Source organism: Coriobacteriia bacterium, from assembly GCA_034370385.1.
Lineage (GTDB): Bacteria > Actinomycetota > Coriobacteriia > Anaerosomatales > PHET01 > JAXMKZ01.
On record JAXMKZ010000015.1, the window covers coordinates 1 to 16,299 of the forward strand.

Below are 16,299 nucleotides of genomic sequence, written 5' to 3' on the forward strand. Positions count from 1 at the left end.
GTGGCCGAGGGCGACCCGCTGCTGTCGGAGCTGTTCGACACGCGTGAGCGCGTGCGAATCGAAGTGCCTTGGGACGCCGCGTTCGACGGCTATGGCGTGATGGTGCAGTCCGGCGAGTTCACCGGCATGCCCGGCGGCAAAGCGAGCGAGGGGATGAAGGCCGTCACGGCCTGGCTCGCCGACCGGGGTCTGGGGCGCGAGTCGATCAACTTCCGACTGCGTGACTGGCTCATCAGTCGCCAGCGCTACTGGGGCAATCCGATTCCTGCGGTCCACTGCCCGGCGTGCGGCCTCGTGCCCGTCCCTGAGAGCGACCTGCCGGTCGTGCTGCCGAACAACGTTGACGTCACCAAGGGCGAGACGCTTGCGGATCATCCCGAGTTCTACGAGACGACGTGTCCGCGCTGCGGCGGACCCGCGAGGCGTGAGACCGACACGATGGACACGTTCACCTGCTCCAGCTGGTATTACCTGCGGTACTGCGACGCGAGGAACTCCTCGGCAATCTGGGAGAAGGAGAAGGCGGCGTATTGGATGCCGGTCGACCAGTACATCGGCGGCATCGAACACGCAATCCTGCACCTGCTGTACTCGCGGTTCTTCACGAAGGTCTTTCGCGACATGGGGCTTGTCACGTTCGCCGAGCCGTTCACCAACCTGCTCACGCAGGGAATGGTGAAGATGGACGGCGAGACGATGTCGAAGTCGAAGGGCAACGTCGTCGCTCCGGAGGAGATGATTGCCCAGTACGGAGCGGACACGCTGCGCGCCTACATCCTGTTCATGGCGCCGCCGGACAAGGACCTCGAGTGGAGCTACGAGGGCGTCGACGGCATGTACCGCTGGCTCGCACGCGTGTGGCGCTTTGTAGCCGATGCGGCTGATGAGGCCGGGGTTGGCGCGAGCGTCGCGACTGAGGCTCCCGAGGAGGCCGCTGGCAAGGCGCTGTTCCGCGAGATGCACCGGGTTACCGGCAAGGTCACCACCGACATCGAGCGATTCCAGTTCAACACCGCGATAGCCGCGATGATGGAGCTCACGAACGCCTCCTACGACTATCGCAAGGCGGTGGCTGAGCCCGAGCGCGACGCTGCGCTGCAGCTTGCCGTCAGCGAGAGGCTGGTATCGATGCTCGCGCCGTTCACCCCGCACATGGCCGAGGAGCTGTGGAGTGCGGTGCTTGGGCGCGATGGCTCAGTGCATGCTGCGCCCTGGCCGGTCTTCGACGCGGCGGCAGCCGCGGCCGACGAGATCGAGCTGGCCGTGCAGGTCAACGGCAAGGTGCGCGGGCGCGTGGTGGTCGCGGCCGACGCTGCCACCGATGTCGTGCAGGCGGCGGCGCTTGCCGAGGTCGCAGCATGGGTCGAAGGCAAAGACGTCAAGAAGGTCGTCGTCGTTCCCGGCAAGCTCGTGAGCGTGGTCGTCGCCGGGTAAGCTCCGGGTTCGATTTCGGGAAGATTCGACCGCTAGGGTGTCATGTGCGGGCCGAGTGAAGGCGGCCCGTGGCCGAGTACAACGCGACGCCCCCTCCGTTGCATCGGGAGGGGGCGTCGCTTGTCGTGTGGCAGCTCATCGAGTCCAAGTTGGAGGGAATCTCGCGCCGTGCCGGTATCTCGGGCGTGGCACCGCCCGTACTGGTGGCCGCAGCGCTCCTGTGCGCCATCGCGTGCGTGTGGGGGGTCTGGCGCTTCTGGCCTCAGCCGGTCAGCGCTTCAGACGCGCCCCCGCGCGAGACTGCCGCGGTCTCGCCGGGAACACGCGTTCAAGCCGAGGCCAGCGCGCCGGCGGTGGCGTCCGCGCCACCTGCCGGGGTGGTGGTGCACGTAGCCGGAGCGGTGAGGCATCCCGGGGTCTACGAGCTGCCGTCGGGATCGCGCGTCGCTGATGCGGTGGATGCGTCGGGCGGGATGCTGCCTGACGCGGTGCCGGCCGCCGTGAACCTCGCTCGGCTCGTAGTGGATGGCGAGCAGGTCGTCGTCCCGAGCGAAGATGATCCGATCTCGGTCGCGCCTCCGCCAGCCGCCGCGGGCGGCGGAGCGGGTGCGAGCGGCGCGGCGGGTTCGCCAGCGGGCGCGCCCGTCGATCTGAACTCCGCCGACGCTGCGGCGCTGGATACGCTGCCCGGAATCGGGCCGGCCACCGCAGCCAAGATCGTGGCGGACCGTGAGGCGAACGGGCCTTTCGCCAGCGTGGAGGATCTGTCGCGCGTCTCGGGCATCGGAGAGAAGAAGTGCGAACAGCTCGCCGGGCTTGCGTGTGTGCGCTGAGCCGTCCACGGTGGGGGGCCCGACAGCGTCACCGATCCTTCGGCCTGCGGTGCCTCCGTTGGCCTGGGTTGTCTTCGGGCTGTGGTCCGGAAGTGCTGCTTCTGAGTCTGTCTCGTGGCATGTGTACGGGGGCGGGACGGCATGGCTTCACGCTGCCGTAGTGGCCGTTTCGGCGACGATTCTGGCCGTTGCGGTCGTTTCCCGTCACGCCCTTGCGGTCCTCGTCGGAGCGGGCTTGGTGGCGGGAACCGTGGTCGGCGGGGCGTACTGGAGTGCATGGCGTGCCGAAGCTGACGCAGTGGCGTCCCTACGCGGCGACGTGAGCTTCTGGGCGGCGTCGGACGCGTCACCGGGGCGGTTCGGCAGCCGGGTCGACGGGGTCATCGCCGACACGACGGGGCGTGAGTGCCGCGTGCAGGCGCTGTTCGACGAAGGAAAGGCTCCGGAAGCACGTGAGGTGGTGAGGCTGTCCGGCAGCATCTCGCCACCACGCGCAGATGAGCGCGGACGCCGGCTTCACCGGCGTGGCTGCGCCGGCACGGTGCGGGTGCGCACGATCAGGTCGGCGGGTTGGCCTTCCGGGGTCTTCGGAGCGATCGGGCGCGTGCGTGCGCGTGCCGTGCAAACGGTCGACAAGCTTCCCGGTGAGGCGGGGGCGCTCGTTGCCGGCGTCGTCCTGGGTGACAGGCGTCGCCTTGCGGGGACACCTGCCGAGACGGATTTCCGTACCACGGGGCTGTCGCACCTGGTCGCGGTGAGCGGTAGTCATCTCGTGGTGGTCGCTTCTCTCATAGTCTGGGCCCTGACCGCTTCGGGGGTCGGGCTGCGCGTCCGGTCCGTGGCGGTGCTTTCGGTGATGGGCGCCTACGTGGTGGCGACCGGTATGCAGGCATCGGCCGTCCGTGCCCTGGCGATGACCGGCGTGGCGATCCTTGTGACCTCGCTGGGCCGGCGTGCCGACCGGGTTGCGGCGCTCAGTGCTGCTGCGTGTGCGGCCCTCATCATGTTCCCTCCGGTCGCCTTCGACCTGGGGTTCATGCTGTCCGTTGCTGCCGTGGGGGGACTGACGCTCTTCTCAGGGTTGGCTTCTCGGTGGTTCGAAGCTGCGTTGCCCGGACCCCTGCGTGCGCTGGCAGAACCGCTGTCTCTCACCGTCGTCGCACAGCTTGCCACGATGCCCGTCGCGGTCCCCATCTTCGGTTCGCTTTCGCTCATCGCACCGGTGGCTAACCTCATCGCCGGGCCTTTGGTGTCGGTGATGCTCGTGACGGGGCTCGTCGGGCTGGTGGTCCGGTCTCTCGAGGCTCGGGTAGGTGAGTTCCTTCTGGGGATCACCGGCTCACTGGCGGCGATGACCGTGGCGGTCGCATCACGTCTCGCTCGTGTCCCTGCGGCTGCGGTGCCCGTTGAGGAGGCTGCGCCGCTCATCGTCTGGACCACCGTGACCGCCGCCGTCATCGTGTGGGCGGTGTGGCCGGCGCCGCGCCGCGACGTGGCCAGGCTCGGGCTGGCGGCTGCGATGCTGCTGAGCGCTGCAGTCGGATTCGGGCCGCCGGCACGAGGGGGCGCCGAAGTGGTCGTGCTCGACGTCGGCCAGGGCGACGCGATCCTCGTGAGGGACGGTCCTGCGGCGGCGCTTGTCGATACAGGCCCGAACGCCGCGGCGCTCGCCTCGGCGTTGAGGAGGCACGGAGTGCGCCAGCTGGACTTCGTGGTGCTGACGCACGCGCACGACGACCACACCGGAGGCGTGGCGACGCTGGCAGGACTCCACAAGGCAGGAGCGCTCTACGTCCCGGCCGGGGGAGAGGCGCAGTTCGATGAGGCAGAAGCGATGACCGACGTGCGAGCCGTCGGACTTGCTGCCAACGATCGCCTGACGGTGGGTTCGGTGACCCTGACCGTACTGTGGCCACGCGCTCCCGTCAGGGACGCGGCCGAGAACGAGGCGAGCGTCGTGCTCTTGGTCGAGAAGGGCCAGACATCCGTTCTCCTGACCGGCGATGCGGAAGGCGATGTGCTCGATCGGCTGGCCGGTACCGGCGAGCTTCCCGATGTCGACGTGCTGAAGGTGGGTCATCACGGGAGCGAAGGGGCCGTGTCTGAGCCCTCGATGGCTGTGCTGACCCCCGAAACGGCCGCCATCAGCGTGGGCGCGGGCAACCGGTTCGGGCATCCGCGTGACGACACGTTGGGAGTGCTCGAGGCCGCAGGCAGTGAGGTCAGGCGCACCGATCGGGATGGAGACCTCGTGTTCGAGCTGACCGAAGAGACGTCGGTGCGTGGCGAGGTGCGCGGATCGTGTGCGACACTGGCACGGTTGCCGAGCGCACCGAAGGCGGTGGTCCGTGAGCGCCTCAACCGAGGATCTCAAGCCCGTGTACCTGATAGTCAGCGAGCAGAAGCTGCTCGTCGAGCAGGCCGTCACGCGCCTGAAGAAGCGCGTGGGCGACGTCGCGGACCTCGACTACAACATGAACGCGTTCGATGGCGAGAGTGCCGATATCGACGAGGTCATCGGCGCGAGCAATACGCTGCCGTTCATGAGCGAGCGCCGCCTTGTGGTGGTCCGCAACGTCGAGAAGATGCCCAAGGCCGGTCTTGATGCGCTGGCTGAGTACGCGAAGGACCCCGCCCCGATGACGGTGCTGGCGGTGAGTGGTGAGAAGCTTGCCAAGAACACGAGGCTCTACAAGGCGATCGACGCGCTGGGTGGCGTGGTCGAGCGCAAAGCCCCTAAGCGCAGCGACTTCCCGGCGACGGTACGTGGGATGTTCGCCGATCGGGGCAAGGAGATCTCGCTCGACGCAGCCGAGCTCTTTGTCGATACGGTCGGCCGAGACCTGCAGCAGATCGTCGTCGAAGTCGACAAGGCCGTCGCGTTCGTCGGCAAGGATGTGCGCCAGATCTCGCGTGCGGATGTGGAGAAGATCGTCGCCACGACCGGACACCGCACGGTGTTCGACTTCGCCGAAGCGCTCGTGGAGCGTGACTGCGGCGGCGCCTTGCGGTTGGCCGACCGCCTGATGGGAGACGGCACCGCGTCTGAGCATGCGCTCCACGCGATGGCGGTCCGCAGTGTCAGAGACCTGATCGCTGCGCAGTCGCTTTCCGAACGCGGCGTAACGAACATCTACGACGTGGCCCGTGAGATGGGCCGTCCGGACTGGCAGATCAAGCGTCTGCCGCGTCAGGCGCGCGCGTTTCGCCCCGGGGAGCTGGTCAATCTGCTGCGCGCGGCGGCCCAAAGTGAGACGGAAATGAAAACGGGCCGGGATGCCCGGCTCGTTCTCGAACGCTGGATCATGAGGGTGTGCGGGTCTTAGCCGACGGCGTTAGCGGCCTTCATGAGACCCGACTTACGGTTGGCGGCCTGCTTGGCGTGGATGACGCCCTTGCTGGCGGCCTGGTCGAGAAGCTTCGAGGCTTCGAGTGCGGCAGCCTGAGCCGCGGCTGCGTCGCCGGCCTCGATGGCGGTGTGGACCTTCTTGACCGCGGTCTTGAGGCCGGACTTGACGGCCTTGTTGCGAAGGCGGGCCTTCTCATTGGTAAGGATGCGCTTCTTCTGGCTCTTGATATTCGCCACGTGCTTGTCCTCCAGACGATTACGATGGTGCCCGTGACAGTGGGGTGTCGACGAACCGCGATAGTCTAGCACACGGCTCCGAGCGTCGCCAATCGGGGGGCGTTCGCCTCGCACCATGGTCACGAACGCGGTTTGGCGCCTCCACTGACTCGCACGTGCCCCTCGCACCCTGATACACTATGCCGCTATGACCACAGACCCCAGCCACATTCGCAACTTCTCGATCATCGCCCATATCGACCACGGTAAGTCGACGCTCGCGGATCGCATTCTCGAGCTGACTCACACGGTCGAAGAGCGCGATATGGTCGAGCAGGTCCTCGACTCTATGGACATCGAGCGCGAGCGGGGTATCACCATCAAGGCGCAGGCCGTGCGCGTCATGTACGACGCCGACGATGGCACCACCTACCAGCTCAACCTCATCGACACCCCGGGTCACGTGGACTTCACCTACGAGGTCTCGCGTTCGCTCGAGGCGTGCGAAGGCGTGCTGCTCGTGGTCGATGCGGCCCAGGGCGTTGAGGCGCAGACGGTCGCCAATGCTCTGATGGCGATGAACGCGGGCCTTGAGATCATCCCGCTCATCAACAAGATCGATCTACCCGCCGCCGATCCGGAGCGCGTGCGCCACGAGATCGAAGAGGGCCTTGCGATTCCGGCCGACGAGGCGGTGCTCACGTCGGGTAAGTCGGGCGTGGGCGTGCTTGAGGCGCTCGAGTCGGTCATTCGGCGCGTGCCGCCGCCCGTAGGCGACTCCGACGCGCCGCTCAAGGCGCTGATCTTCGACTCTTACTTCGACGAGTACCGCGGGGTCGTCGCACTCATCCGCATCATCGACGGCGCGGTGAAGAAGGGCCTGAAGGTCCGCATGATGGCCACCGACACCGTCACCGATGTCGAAGAGGTGGGCGTGCGCCGCCCGGCCAACCTGCCGGTAGACGAGCTGACCGTGGGCGAAGTCGGCTACCTGATCACCGGGCTCAAAGATCCGTCGCTGGTCAAGGTGGGCGATACCGTGACGCTGGCCAAGCACGGCGCCACCGAGCAGCTGCCGGGGTACCGCGAAGTCAAGCCGATGGTCTACACCGGCCTGTTTCCCATCGACGGAGATCAGTACCCCGAACTGCGCGATGCGCTCGACAAGCTCACGTTGAACGACCCCGCGCTGGTCTACGAGCCGGAGAGCAGTCACGCGCTCGGTTTCGGGTTCCGCGTCGGCTTTCTGGGGCTTTTGCACATGGAGGTCGTCAAGGAGCGCCTCGAGCGCGAGTTCGACCTCGACCTGCTCGCCACCGCACCATCGGTGGAGTACCACGCCTACCTCACGAGCGGGGAGATGCTCACGCTGCACTCACCGCAGGACATGCCCGACCCGGCGAAGCTCGAACGCATGGAGGAGCCGTACCTCACCGCCACGGTCCTCGTCCCGCCGGATTATGTCGGGTCCGTCATGGAGCTCACCCAGAACCGGCGCGCCACCTTCATGAACATGCAGTATCTCTCGGCGACCACGGTCGAGATGCACTACGAGATGCCGCTCTCCGAACTGATCATGGACTTCTTCGACCAGCTCAAGAGCCGCACCAAGGGTTACGCATCGCTCGACTACGAGTTCTTGGGCTATCGCCCCGGACACCTCGTCAAGCTCGACATCCTCCTGGCCGGCAAGCCGGTGGACGCCCTGTCGTTCATCGTGCACCGCGACAAGGCGTACGACCGGGGCAAGATCCTCACCGAGAAACTGCGGGGAATTATCCCGCGCCAGATGTTCGAGGTGCCCATCCAGGCGGCGATCGGTGGCCGCATCCTTGCCCGGGAGACGGTGCGCGCCAAGCGCAAGGACGTTCTCGCGAAGTGCTACGGCGGTGACATCACCCGCAAGCGCAAGCTGCTTGAGAAGCAGAAGAAGGGCAAGAAGCGCATGAAGAACATCGGGAGCGTCGAGGTGCCGCAGGAGGCCTTCATGGCGATCCTGAAGGTCGACGAGTAGCCGATGCCGACCTTCGGCGGCATCGGCGCGCCGGCATCCAGCGGATGCACTGCATGCGCCGCTGATGCCGGCGCCGACCCGCGGGTTGCGCGCGTGCGCGAGCTGCTCGCGGCGAAGAACGTGCTGCTTGCGCCGATGGCGGGCGTGACGGAAGCTCCCTTTCGAGGCATCTGCAAGCGCTTCGGTGCGGGCCTGACCTACACCGAGATGGTCAGCGCCACCGGTCTGCACCACAGCCCCGATTCGCCGACCGCCCGCAAGCTCTTGTCGTATCACCCGGCCGAGGTTCCCTACGGTGTGCAGCTGTTCGGTGCGGACCCGACGATGATGGCCGAGCAGGCAGCAGCGATCCTCGCGCGCTATCCGGACACCGTGGCGCTCGTCGACATCAACATGGGCTGTCCGGTGGCCAAAGTCGCCAACAAGGGCGAGGGCGCAGGGCTCATGCGGACGCCGGAGCGTGCCGCGGAAGTCGTGGCTGCCGTGGTGGCCGCGGTTGACGTGCCCGTCACGGTGAAGTTCCGGAAGGGTTTCGGCCCTGAGGACGACACCGCCGTCGAGTTCGCGCTGGCGATGGAGGACGCGGGCGTTGCCGCGGTTGCGGTTCACGGGCGTACACGTGCCCAGTTCTACCACGGAGAGGCCGACTGGGATGTCATCGCGCGTGTCAAGGCGGCACTCACGGTGCCGGTGATCGGTTCGGGAGACGTGCTGACTGCCGCGGCTGCCAAGGCGATGCTCGACGAGACCGGATGCGACGCGGTGATGGCCGCACGCGGTGCCCAAGGCAACCCCTGGATCTTTCGCGAGGCGCGGGCGCTTATCGACCACGGCGAGACGCTTCCCCCTCCCACCTGGTACGAGCGCATCGAGATGGCGCGCGAGCACGCGGCGGCCCTCGTCGAGTTCTCGGGCGAGCGGGCGGTGGTGCGGATGCGCAAGCACGTCGCGTGGTACATCCACGGCATGCCCGGGGCAAGCCACGTGCGCGAGAAGGTGAACGCGTGTCGCAGCCACGCGGAACTCGACAGACTGCTCACGGAGTATCGCGCCTACCTCGAAGGGTTGTGAACCATGGGGGAGCAGCCGCACGGCGTATCGCTCTACCTCCATGTGCCCTTCTGCGTCTCCAAGTGCGCCTATTGCGACTTCACCTCTGCCGCTGACGATCCCTGTGCGCGCGTACCCGCCGAGACCGTCCACTATGTCGCCGATGCACTGCCGAGCGGGGCGGACTACGGCGATGCCTACGTAGCGGCGCTTCTGGCCTACCTCGAGGAGTTCGTGGACGCGGGCGTGCTTCACGCGGTGCCGAGCGTCTACATCGGGGGAGGGACTCCGACGCTCCTGGGCTCACGGCTCGCCGGGCTCGTGACGGCCCTGCGCGCGCTACCTGGGTTAAGCGCCGACACGGAAGTGACCGTGGAGGCCAATCCGGATTCGCTCACCCCCGCACTGGCCGCAGAACTGGCGTCAGCCGGGGTGACCCGCGTGTCGCTCGGGGTGCAAAGCTTCGACGATCAGGTGCTGGCGTGGCTTGGACGCAGGCACGATGCGGCTGCGGCTGAAGCGGCTGCGTCGGCGCTTCGGGCCGCCGGGCTGCCCTTCTCTGTCGACCTGATGTGCGGGGTTCCCGGGCAGGTGGCCGCTTCGTGGGCCGAATCGGTGCAGCGTGCTATCGCCACCGGAGCGGGTCATGTGAGCGTCTACCCGCTGAGCGTCGAGGACGATACGCCGCTGGCGGCTAGCATCGCGCGCGGGGAAGTGCCCGAGCCCGACGCGGATACTGCGGCGGACCACCTGGCTGTGGCAGCCACCGCGCTGCGCGCCGCCGGATTCGAGCGCTATGAGGTTGCAAGCTATGCGCGCCCGGGTCAGGAATGTCGCCACAACATCCGGTACTGGACCGGCGGCGCCTACCTGGGCGTCGGCCCCGGAGCGGCGAGCATGCTGCCGGTGCACACCGCCAAGAAGACCCCGCTGTCGGCTCGAGTCGTCTACAGCTGGCCTGACGACTGGCGCGTCCGGTTCACCTGGCACGACACGACCTCCGGCTTCCTGTCGTGCTTGTGGGACTGCCCGCCGGTGGCGATCGAGGCGCTCGACGCCTCCGACGCTGTGCGCGAGGATGCGATGCTCGGGCTACGCCTGTCTGCGGGCATCACCGACGAGCTCGCGACGCGTGCCGGGGCGCAGACAGGGCTGGCTGAGCTCGCGGATGCAGGTCTTGTCGAGCACGTCGGCGGGCGATGGCGGACCACGGAGCGCGGGTGGCTGCTGGGTAACGAGGTCTTTGGCCGAGTGTGGTCCGGCGAGTAGTCTCCCGTCGCTCTTCGCGCACGGGTTGGCACTCGCTATAATCGAGTGCCAATCGCAGCACGTGCTCGCACGAAAGGAGTGAGGACGCCTGATGCTCAACGATCGCAGACGACGCGTCCTCCGGGCGCTCGTCGAGGAGTACGTATCGAGTGCGACCCCGGTCGGTAGCAAGACGCTTGTCGACCGCTACGAGCTGGCGTGCAGTCCGGCCACGGTTCGCTCTGAGCTGTCGATCCTCGAGGAGACCGGCTACGTCGTGCAGCCGCACGTGTCGGCCGGCCGCATGCCCACCGACATCGGCTATCGCAGCTTCGTCGACGACCTCATCGAGCGCCGCGCGGGACGGTTTGACACTCCCGCCACCTCCACCATCGGTCACGCCGCCGAGGTGGATGACCTGATGCGCACGACCGCCGTGGCGCTGACTCGACTCACCGACTGTCTGGCCGTCTCGATCGCACCGAGTGTGACGGTGGCGCGCGTCAAGCGGCTCGACCTTCTGTCGCTTGCACCGCGGCGCGCGCTGTTCGTGTTGATCACAGAGTCGGGACAGGTCGTGAACCGCTCCATCGAGCTCGCGGACGAGGCCGCGCCCGAGCTGCTCGCCGACATGGAGCGCGCGCTCAACGCGGCGGTCGTAGGCAAGCGCGCGTGTGAGATCCGTCCCCTTCGCGCTGCCCTGGTCGACGCCGACCGTGCGGGAGCCGATGCGAGCGTTCCGCTGATGGGGCGCGTGCTCGACGAGATACTTGACGCGCTCAACGAGGCGGATCGCGACCGATTCTTCCACGTGGGGGTGCCTGCGCTGCTCGCCCAGCCCGAGTTCCATGACGCCGATCGCGCGGGGCCACTCATCGAGTTCCTTGAGGACGGCATCGCGGTGCTCGAAGCGCTGTCAGAGGCGCTCGCCACCCGGGAGATGACGGTGCGCATCGGACACGAGAACCGCCGTGTGGAGCTTGGCAACGTGAGCATCGTGGCCACGTCGTACTCGACGGGCTCCTCAGAGGGAGTCGTCGGCGTGGTAGGGCCGACTCGCATGGACTACGGGCGGGCAATGGGGGCGGTTCACGCGGTTGCGCGCGAACTGTCGCAAGCTATGGGGGGAGAATGATGGCCGAGTTGACCGGCATCTTGGGGGTGTTTGCCGACGGAGACACCGTGTTCGAGGAAGGTGACGCCGCCGCGGACATGTACGTGGTGCGCAGCGGAGCCGTGGAGATCGTGCGCGAGCGCGATGGCGCACGCACCGTGCTCGAGCGCGTGGAGCCGGGCGGCTTCTTCGGCGAGATGGCTCTGTTCTCGCCCGGCGTGCGATCGGCGAGCGCCGTGGCGTGCGGCGAGACCCACCTCGAGGCCATCGACACCCCGACCTTTCAGGCGTATCTTGACGACCCGATCATCTGGACGATCTGCGCCAAACTGAGTGAGCGCGTGCGCCGCGCCACCGCGTGGCCCGCTGAGGGTGATCCGGCCGTCCCGACTGATGCGAATCCCGACCACGTGCAAGGAGACGATGTGTAGTGCCCGCTGGCACCCGTGACTACTACCAGACCCTGGGCGTCGAGAAGGGCGCCTCGGCAGATGAGATCAAGAAGGCGTTTCGCCGCAAGGCGCGCGAGTTCCATCCCGACGTGAACAGTGCGCCGGACGCCGAGGAGCGCTTCAAAGAGGTCAACGAGGCCTACGATGTCTTGTCCGACCCCACCAAGAAGGAGCAGTACGACCGCTTCGGCTCGGTCGGGCGCGGCGGCGGTGGCGGCGCTGGCGGGGGCTACCAGTACGTCGACCTGAACGACCTGTTCGGTGGCGGCGGTGGCGGCTTCGGCATGGGCGACATATTCAGCGCCTTCTTCGGTGGAGTGGCCGGCGCGGGCCGCGGTGCGCGGCCGGAAGGCCGCGACATGGCGATGAACCTCGTCATCACGCTTGAAGAGGCAGCGACCGGCGCGGAGAAGGAGATCGTTCTCGATCGGCTCGCCACGTGTGATGTGTGCAACGGGAAGGGCTCCGAGGCGGCCGCCTCGATCGTGACCTGTCCGGACTGCAACGGCACCGGTCAGCGCACGACCATGCGCCAGACGTTCCTTGGCACGATGCAGACCTCCGCGCCGTGCGAGCGGTGCGGCGCCAGCGGACGTGTCGTGGAGAAGCCGTGCGAGGAGTGCCAAGGTTCGGGACGGGTTCCGGATCGTCAGCACGTGAACGTGTCGATTCCGGCCGGTATTCGCGACGGACAGCAGATACGGCTGCGCGGGTTGGGCGAGGCAGGCATTCGCGGTGCGGCTGCGGGAGACCTGATCGTCAGCGTGCGCCTCAAGGAGCACGAGTACCTGCACCGCGAGGGCGACGATCTGCACCGCCGCTACCGCGTGTCCATGACCCAGGCGGCCCTGGGCGCGGATCTGAGTGTGGGCGGGATTCTTGAGGAGAACGAGGTACACGTACCCGCAGGGAGCCAGCACGACGACGCGGTCCGCGTGAAGGGCCGAGGCATGCCCCGCCTCAACTCAGGGGGAAGGGGCGACCTCATCGTCCACCTGGCGGTCGAGGTGCCCAAGAAGCTTTCGAAGCGCCAGAAGGAGTTGCTGCGCGAGCTTGCCACCGAGTTCGGCGACGAGACACGCCACGAGGACCGTGTTCCGCTTGAGAAGCTCAAGGACTGGCTGAGGGGCTAGCCGTGTCGCTGCACCGATTCTTCCTGACTGAGGCGCTGGCGGCGGGCGAGGGAGCCCGCGTTCGGCTGCCGCTCGACTCTGAGGACTGCCACCACGCGGTGTCGGTCTTGCGCCTGCGTGTTGGCGAAAAGATCGAAGGCGTCGAACCCGACGGCGGCGTCTGGTGCGCGCGCGTTGAGGCTGCGGACCGGGATGCACTTGTCGCGACGCTGCTCACCTACACCACGCCTGTTGCGCGCCGGCGTCCACAGGTCACGCTCGTGCAGGGCGTGGCGAAGGGCGAGAAGATGGATGCGATCGTGCGCCAGGCCGTCGAGGTGGGTGCCGATGCCGTGCTGCCGGTTCTCACCGAGCGTTCGATCGTGCGACTGGACGAGCGCAAGCGCGCCGAGCGAGGTGAGCGCTGGCAGCGCATCGCCAAGTCAGCCGCGGAGCAGGCGCACCGCACGCGCGTGCCGCAGGTAGCCCACCCCGCTGACTGGCGAGAGGCCCGCGAACAGCTCGCCGGCGCTGACGCGGTGGTGGTGTTGTGGGAGGACGAGCACGCTACATCGCTGGCTGAGGCGCTTGCGCCGCTGCGAGGCCGGACTGACGCGCACGTCGCTCTCGTCGTGGGCCCCGAGGGCGGGCTGTCGCCCGACGAGGTCGCTGTGCTGCGCGAGGCTGGGGCGACCGTCGCGACGCTCGGCGAGCCGATTCTGCGCACCGAGACGGCCGCGGTGGTCGCGGTGGCGCTCGCCATCCACGAGTTGGAGCGCGCGTGAGCGAGGTGCGTCGGCTGGCCGTGGCGTTTCGCACGCTCGGCTGCAAGGTGAACCGGGTCGAGAGCGAGTCGATCGCAGCCGAGCTGCTGGGGCAGGGCTGCGAAGTGGTCGGCGAGGACCAAGCCGCGGTCGTGGTCGTGAACACGTGCACGGTGACCGGCGAGGCCGACGCGAAGGCGCGCAAAGCGGTGCGGCGCGCGCTAGGCGCAGCGGGAGAGCCCGTGGTGGTCGTGACCGGATGCCTCGCGGCACTCGATCGCGAGGCACTGCTGGCGCTCGGCGAGCGCGTGGTGGTAGAGGCGGACAAGGAGCGCGTGGCGGCGCGGGTGGCCGAGGCGCTTGGGGGCGGGGCCGTGGTGTCCGGAGCCCCCGAATCAGGCACGCGGCATGTGCGCGCGGGCGAGGGCTTCCGCACCCGTGCGATGGTCAAGGTCCAGGACGGTTGTGACAACTTCTGCGGCTACTGCATCGTTCCCCACGCGCGCGGCGTGCCGCGATCGGTGGCGGCGGACGTCGTGGTGGCCGAGGTGACCGCGCTCGCGGATGCGGGTGTTCGCGAGGTGGTGCTGACCGGCATCAACATCGGCCGCTACCGCGACGGGGCGACCGACCTGCCCGGGTTGATGAGTCGTCTGGTGAGCACCGGTATCGCCCGATTGCGCCTGTCGAGCCTCGAGCCGCCGGATGTCACCACCGAGCTGCTGGCGGTGATGGCGGCTCACGCCGACGTGGTCTGTCCCCACCTGCATCTGCCGCTTCAAAGTGGGTCCGATTCTGTGCTGAGCGCCATGGGCCGGCGCTACACGGCCGCGGAGTACGCCAAGCGCGTCGCGGCGGCGCGTGCGTGGGTGCCGGGGCTGGCCGTCACGACCGACGTGATCTCGGGGCTGCCGGGCGAGACCGATGCGGATGCCGAGGAGACGCTGCGGCTGTGTGAGGAGATCGGGTTCGCGCGGCTTCACGTGTTCCGCTACTCGCCTCGGGCGGGGACTCCAGCGGCAGAGAGGAACGATCAGGTTCCGGCGCCGGTGAAGGCCGCGCGAGCCGAGGCGCTGCGGGGGCTCGATGCGCGGTTGCGAGACGCGCACGAGGCTTCGCGGGCAGGCGATCGGGCCGAGATACTCGTGGAGCGCGTCGAAGGCGATGTGGCCGAGGGGACGACGCGAGACTACCTGCGGGTGCGGGTGCCTGCGGACTGCGCTTCGCCTGGCGACCTCATCGAAGTCGTGCTGGGCGAGGAGCACCTCACCACGGAGGACGACGCAAGCTAGGGGTGCGAAGAAGAGGTCGTTTGGGTTCGGGTAAGGTCGGCGTGCCACCGTGGGTCGCCCACCACGCCGAAGGATGTCCGCCGTGGCACAACCCAGATTGCTCGACGTCATGCGCGACGCCATGCGCAGCCGGCACTACAGTCCGAGGACGGTCGATGCGTACTGCCACTGGGTGCGCCGGTTCGTGCGGTTCAATCGCATGCGCCATCCCGGTGATATGGGTGTCGAGGAGATCAACGCCTTCCTGACTCACTTGGCCGTTGAAGCGCACGTCAGTGCATCCACCCAGACACAGGCGCTGTCGGCGCTGCTGTTCCTCTACCGGCACGTGTTCGGGCTCGATCTGGGTGATCTAGGTGACGTCGTGCGCGCACGGCGCCCGGTCCGGCTTCCGGTCGTCTTGACGCGCCACGAGGTTGCACGCGTGCTGGCCGAAATCGATCGCGACTATCACCTGATCGCAGCCCTCATCTACGGCACGGGGATGCGGTTGAACGAGTGCCTGGGGGTGCGCGTGCTCGACATCGACTTCGAACGTTCTGAGATCTGCGTGCGCAACGGTAAGGGCGCGAAGGACCGAGTGACTGTGCTTCCCGGCGATTCCAAAGCTGCGCTGCGGATGCATCTCATGGGCGTTGAGGCGCTGCATCGCGAGGATCGCGCGGCCGGTTGGGGGCGAGTGGGGCTGCCTGATGCGCTCTGTCGCAAGTACCCGAATGCGGCCGGAGAGTGGCGCTGGCAGTACGTGTTCCCCCAGCAGCGGCGGTGGCGCGACCCGGCGACAGGTTGCGAGGGACGACACCATGTGCACGAGTCGCTCGTGCAGCGTGCGGTGCGCGATGCAGTGCGGCGGTCGGGCATTCCGAAGCACGCGACCACCCACACGCTGCGGCACTCGTTCGCGACGCACCTGCTGGAGGACGGCTATGACATCCGGACGATCCAAGAGCTGCTGGGCCACAAGGACGTGAGTACCACGATGGTATATACGCACGTTCTCAACAAGGGAGGGCTCGGCGTCCGAAGCCCGCTCGACGGGTTGCCACGCGGATGAGGGACCGGGTTCGGAGAGCGGGGTGTTATGCAGACCGCATAAGCATGTAAGTGCCGCGACGGCTGAAGGGCGGGCGAGCGTTGTGTCGAAGGTCGTCGTGGGCATACGCAGTCAGCGCGATGCTAGAATCTCGGTAGAAGGTCGTTCGTAGAATCAGTGTTAGCGCGAGCGGGGCTGCAAGCCGAGCAAGGAAGCAGTATGCGGCTTCTTCGCGGCTCGTCTATTGGTCTTGACCTGCGATCGCGTTCGACCGGCGCGCGACATCCATCCGCTCGTGCGCGCGATGCGACTCCTCGCACCGCATCCGCTCGGCCGCGACGCTGCTTTGACCCGGGTTGCGACCGTCCGCCGGCTCCGCCGCGACTGA

The 16,299-nt window shown here is 67.6% G+C and carries 13 protein-coding genes and 1 pseudogene; 13 read left to right on the forward strand and 1 reads right to left on the reverse strand.

The annotated features are described in order from the left end of the window. The 4 genes and pseudogenes from U1E26_04085 to holA all read left to right on the forward strand — a co-directional run. On the forward strand, positions 1–1,434 hold a 1,434-nt coding region (locus U1E26_04085; GenBank protein MDZ4168821.1), incomplete at its 5' end, for a class I tRNA ligase family protein. Between the two features lie 68 nt (positions 1,435–1,502). Further along, on the forward strand, positions 1,503–2,267 hold the full coding sequence (locus tag U1E26_04090) for a ComEA family DNA-binding protein (GenBank protein ID MDZ4168822.1): 765 nt from the start codon (positions 1,503–1,505) through the stop codon (positions 2,265–2,267). 604 nt (positions 2,268–2,871) lie between these two features. After that, a pseudogene (locus tag U1E26_04095) lies at positions 2,872–4,500 on the forward strand (DNA internalization-related competence protein ComEC/Rec2). A gap of 145 nt (positions 4,501–4,645) precedes the next feature. Then, positions 4,646–5,593, forward strand: a complete 948-nt coding sequence (gene holA / locus U1E26_04100) for a DNA polymerase III subunit delta (GenBank protein ID MDZ4168823.1) — start codon at positions 4,646–4,648, stop codon at positions 5,591–5,593. Here the strand turns inward: holA and rpsT are convergent. After that, positions 5,590–5,853: a 30S ribosomal protein S20 gene (gene rpsT / locus U1E26_04105; protein ID MDZ4168824.1), complete on the reverse strand. Its 264-nt coding sequence runs from the start codon at positions 5,851–5,853 to the stop codon at positions 5,590–5,592. The genes holA and rpsT overlap by 4 nt on opposite strands. Before the next feature lie 187 nt (positions 5,854–6,040). Here rpsT and lepA point away from each other — a divergent pair, with 187 nt between their 5' ends. From lepA to U1E26_04150, 9 genes are all read left to right on the forward strand, one after another. Next, the gene (lepA, locus tag U1E26_04110) at positions 6,041–7,846 is read left to right on the forward strand and encodes a translation elongation factor 4 (protein MDZ4168825.1); all 1,806 of its coding nucleotides are present in this window, start codon (positions 6,041–6,043) and stop codon (positions 7,844–7,846) included. Positions 7,847–7,849: 3 nt separating this feature from the next. After that, complete coding sequence (gene dusB / locus U1E26_04115; GenBank protein MDZ4168826.1) at positions 7,850–8,917, forward strand: tRNA dihydrouridine synthase DusB; 1,068 nt, start codon at positions 7,850–7,852, stop codon at positions 8,915–8,917. A gap of 3 nt (positions 8,918–8,920) precedes the next feature. Next, a complete protein-coding gene (gene hemW / locus U1E26_04120; protein ID MDZ4168827.1) occupies positions 8,921–10,165 on the forward strand; it encodes a radical SAM family heme chaperone HemW in 1,245 nt (414 codons plus the stop codon). 91 nt (positions 10,166–10,256) lie between these two features. Then, on the forward strand, positions 10,257–11,279 hold the full coding sequence (gene hrcA / locus U1E26_04125) for a heat-inducible transcriptional repressor HrcA (GenBank protein MDZ4168828.1): 1,023 nt from the start codon (positions 10,257–10,259) through the stop codon (positions 11,277–11,279). Continuing rightward, complete coding sequence (locus tag U1E26_04130) at positions 11,279–11,689, forward strand: cyclic nucleotide-binding domain-containing protein (protein MDZ4168829.1); 411 nt, start codon at positions 11,279–11,281, stop codon at positions 11,687–11,689. The genes hrcA and U1E26_04130 overlap by 1 nt, the downstream gene beginning before the upstream one ends. After that, a complete protein-coding gene (gene dnaJ, locus U1E26_04135) occupies positions 11,689–12,843 on the forward strand; it encodes a molecular chaperone DnaJ (GenBank protein MDZ4168830.1) in 1,155 nt (384 codons plus the stop codon). The genes U1E26_04130 and dnaJ overlap by 1 nt, the downstream gene beginning before the upstream one ends. 2 nt (positions 12,844–12,845) lie before the next feature. Next, the gene (locus tag U1E26_04140) at positions 12,846–13,607 is read left to right on the forward strand and encodes a 16S rRNA (uracil(1498)-N(3))-methyltransferase (GenBank protein MDZ4168831.1); all 762 of its coding nucleotides are present in this window, start codon (positions 12,846–12,848) and stop codon (positions 13,605–13,607) included. Next, a complete protein-coding gene (gene mtaB, locus U1E26_04145; protein MDZ4168832.1) occupies positions 13,604–14,878 on the forward strand; it encodes a tRNA (N(6)-L-threonylcarbamoyladenosine(37)-C(2))-methylthiotransferase MtaB in 1,275 nt (424 codons plus the stop codon). Before U1E26_04140 ends, mtaB begins: the two co-directional genes overlap by 4 nt. A 73-nt stretch (positions 14,879–14,951) precedes the next feature. Beyond that, the gene (locus U1E26_04150) at positions 14,952–15,932 is read left to right on the forward strand and encodes an integron integrase (GenBank protein MDZ4168833.1); all 981 of its coding nucleotides are present in this window, start codon (positions 14,952–14,954) and stop codon (positions 15,930–15,932) included. Positions 15,933–16,299 lie beyond the last annotated feature (367 nt).

Coding starts and splice junctions, on each gene's coding strand:
- lepA (MDZ4168825.1), top strand. CDS start 6,041: ATGACCACAGACCCCAGCCACATTCGCAACTTCTCGATCATCGCCCAT.
- dusB (MDZ4168826.1), top strand. CDS start 7,850: ATGCCGACCTTCGGCGGCATCGGCGCGCCGGCATCCAGCGGATGCACT.
- hemW (MDZ4168827.1), top strand. CDS start 8,921: ATGGGGGAGCAGCCGCACGGCGTATCGCTCTACCTCCATGTGCCCTTC.
- hrcA (MDZ4168828.1), top strand. CDS start 10,257: ATGCTCAACGATCGCAGACGACGCGTCCTCCGGGCGCTCGTCGAGGAG.
- U1E26_04130 (MDZ4168829.1), top strand. CDS start 11,279: ATGGCCGAGTTGACCGGCATCTTGGGGGTGTTTGCCGACGGAGACACC.
- U1E26_04150 (MDZ4168833.1), top strand. CDS start 14,952: ATGTCCGCCGTGGCACAACCCAGATTGCTCGACGTCATGCGCGACGCC.